Consider the following 3472-nt stretch of genomic DNA (forward strand, 5'->3'; position numbering starts at 1 on the left):
CCCGCGTCATGCAGGTGATGCTGGACGAGGTCGTCCCGAGGCTTGCCAAGGGGCGCCCCATCATCTCGCGCAGCGTTCGGATCGATGCACCCGAGGGCGATATCGCCCCTCCGCTGGGCGCCCTCCAGGCGGCACATCCGGAGGTTCAGATGGGTTCCTACCCATTTTTTGAAAAAAATCGGCTTGGAACCCACGTAGTGATTCGCGCCGCAGATGAGGCCAGCCTTGATTCGGCCCTGTCCGCGCTATGGACCGTGATCGCCGAAGAGGGTTTCGAGGCGGTGCCGGCCGACGATGAGCCCGGCGCAAGCTGACGGCACGCGACGCCACGCTTCGGTCTCGTGCATGGCTGCATTTTTGTCTCCGCGTCGCTCTGCGTATCTCAAACTCCGCAGTTCGAAGTCCGCATCTGGCGTTCACGCATGGTCGAAACCGTTAGCGCATCGTGCGCGCGGTTCGCTCGAGCGACGTTGCGTGCAATCGATGCATCAACGATGCAATTGTCCACAACGCCGTCGCGACATGCGGCAATGGCACAACAGCATTGGATGTTTTGAGACCTGCTTGCACAGCGCGCGGCATGTTTGTTCTGTCGCGCGCAAGGTTGATGCACGGCGCGGCATGTCCACTCTGTTGCGCTGACAGTGTGGCGCAAGGCGCGGTGCGTCAGGTTGCGTGATGCAATTGCAGAATTAAACGAGCGCTCATTGCAGAGAGGTCAGCGCTTCGAGGTGCACCTGGGTTTGGCGGTTGGCATGAACGCAGGTTGCCTTGCGATCCGGTTCCGCGGATTGCCTGTTGCTTCGCGTCGTAGATGCGGCGATCAGGCAACAAAAAGCCCCGGAGTTGGCCCCAGGGCAGCGCATTCTAACGTATTGATAAAAAAGAAAAAAGGCGCGGGAGTTGCCCCCCGCGCCCTTTGTAAAAACTAGCGATTGCGAGCGACTCTACGCTTCGCAGTCTTGCGCTTTGCGGCGCCGGTCTTGCGAACGGTCCGCTTCTTGGCGGCTGCCGTCTTACGGCGAGCAGTGGTCTTCCGCGCCGTTTTCCGGCGAACGGTCTTCCGCGCCGTTTTCCGGCGAACGGTCTTCCGCGCCGTTTTCCGGCGAACGGTCTTCCGCGCCGTTTTCCGGCGAACGGCCTTCCGCGCCGTTTTCCGGCGAACGGCCTTCCGCGCCGTTTTCCGGCGAACGGCCTTCCGCGCCGTTTTCCGGCGAACGGCCTTCCGTGCGACCTTGCGGCGAGCCGTTGTCTTACGCGCGACCTTGCGGCGAGCCGTCGTCTTACGTGCAGTCGTCCGGCGTTTGGCGGCGGTCTTACGCGCCGTCGTCTTCCTGGCGACTTTCCGCTTCGCGGTCTTGCGCTTGGCGGGCTTCTTCTTCGCTGCTGCCATCTTACGATCCCCTCCTATCGGGTTTCTGGCTGAATCAAGACTCTCTAACTACAACCGCTCGTCGACCCGCACGTGTCGCACTTGAGACACGTGCCGTTGCGGACGAGGGTAAAGTTACCGCATTCTCCACACGCTTCCCCTTCATAACCCTTAACGCGGGCTTCGGCGACCAGAACTGACGAGCCGCGCTCGGCGAGTGATTCGACGGCGAGAGCAACATGCTCGACCGTCTCCGATGAAGAGGGGTCGTTAGGTGCGACGGCAAGGCTTGCGGTGTCCGGGAGTGCGTCATCGTCGGCATCTGCCTGATACGCACGCGCTTGGGCACCGCTGCCTTGCGCATTACTCGGCGTGAGGAACGCACGCTCACCGAGGCGACCACGAGTGAAGCCTGGTGAGACGAGGGCCTCCGGGAGACGCGAGCCTTCGCCTGCATCGCCGGAACCGAGGGTTGTGCTGCCGATCTCACTTGGATCGACATGGGCGAGCTCGTACCTGCCAAGATAAGAAACTGCGAGCTCTCTGAACAAATAGTCGAGGATCGAGGTGGCGTTCTTGATGGCTTCGTTCCCGCGCACGGGACCAGCTGGCTCGAAGCGCGTAAAGGTGAAGGCATCGACGAACTCTTCCAGCGGCACGCCGTACTGCAAGCCGACGGACACCGCGATCGCAAAGTTGTTCATGAGCGAGCGGAAAGCAGCGCCTTCCTTGTGCATATCGATAAAGATCTCGCCCAACCGACCATCGGCATACTCGCCAGTTCTTAAATAGACCTTATGACCGCCGACCACGGCTTTTTGGGTATATCCCTTGCGCCGGTGGGGCAGGCGCTCCCGATCTGCGGCCTCGCGGGCCCGTTCGACGATCCGCTCCACGATGCGTTCGGTGACCACGGCGGCGCGCTGCACGGCCGGCTGATCGGAGGCGACCGCCGTCAGCAGCTCGTCTTGCTCGTCTTCGTCGTCGGCCAGGAGTTGCGCGTTGAGCGGTTGGGACAGCTTGGAGCCGTCGCGATAGAGCGCGTTCGCCTTCAGGGCCAAGCGCCAGGACAGGAGATAAGCCTCCTTGCAGTCCTCGACGCTCGCATCGGTCGGCATGTTGATGGTCTTGGAGATGGCGCCCGAGATGAAGGGCTGTGCCGCCGCCATCATGCGGATGTGGCTTTCCACCGACAAGAAGCGGGTGCCCTTGCGGCCGCAGGGGCTCGCGCAGTCGAACACCGGCAAGTGCTCCGCGTTGAGCCCCGGCGCGCCTTCGAGCGTCATGGCCCCGCAGGCATACTCGTTGGCGGCATCGATATCGGCCTTCGAGAAGCCGATTTCCGCCAGAAGATCGAAATCGGCTTGGTCCAGCCGGTCCGCGGCAAGGCCGAGGTCCTCGGTGCAGAACGCCTCGCCAAGGGTCCATTTGTTGAAGACGAACTTGATGTCGAAGGCCGAGGCGACCGCCTCTTCGATCGTTTTGATCTTCTCCGGCGAGAAGCCCTTTTCGGCAAGCGTCTCGTGATTGACGCCCGGCGCGCCGGCAAGCGTGCCGCGCCCGACCGCATAGTCGATGATCTCCTTGATATCGTCTTCGCCGTAGCCGAGGCCGCTCAAGGCCTCCGGCACCATGCGGTTGATGATCTTGAAGTAGCCGCCGCCGGCGAGCTTCTTGAACTTCACCAAGGCGAAGTCCGGCTCGATGCCGGTGGTGTCGCAGTCCATCACCAGGCCGATCGTGCCGGTCGGCGCGATCACCGTGGCTTGCGCGTTGCGATAGCCGTAGTCGCGGCCGAGCTCGAGCGCCTGATCCCAGGCGCGCAGGGCGTGGGCCAAGAGCCGCGGGTCGGGGCAGGCCGCATGGTCGAGCGGCACCGGGGGGGTCGAGAGGGCTTCATAGCCGTCCCTTTCGCCACGCGAGGCCCGCGCATGATTGCGGATGACCTTCAGCATCTGCTCGCGGTTATCTTCGTAGCCGAGGAAGGGACCGAGTTCGCGGGCCATTTCCGCGCTGGTGGCATAAGAGACGCCGGTCATGATCGCGGTCAGCGCACCGCCCAGCGCCCGGCCTTCGTCGGAGTCGTAAGGAATGCCGGAG

The 3472-nt window shown here is 63.0% G+C and carries 1 protein-coding gene and 2 pseudogenes; 1 reads left to right on the plus strand and 2 read right to left on the minus strand.

From position 1 onward, the window contains the following. A pseudogene (locus ABY454_RS12110) lies at positions 1–314 on the plus strand (hypothetical protein); the annotation flags it as partial. A 614-nt stretch (positions 315–928) separates the two neighbouring features. Here ABY454_RS12110 and ABY454_RS12115 read toward each other — a convergent pair. Next, positions 929–1393, minus strand: a complete 465-nt coding sequence (locus ABY454_RS12115) for a hypothetical protein (RefSeq protein ID WP_372930999.1) — start codon at positions 1391–1393, stop codon at positions 929–931. 44 nt (positions 1394–1437) lie between these two features. After that, positions 1438–3472, minus strand: a pseudogene (locus tag ABY454_RS12120) (vitamin B12-dependent ribonucleotide reductase); the annotation flags it as partial.

The sequence above is a fragment of the Methyloceanibacter sp. genome (assembly GCF_041573655.1).
Taxonomy (GTDB): Bacteria; Pseudomonadota; Alphaproteobacteria; order Rhizobiales; family Methyloligellaceae; genus Methyloceanibacter.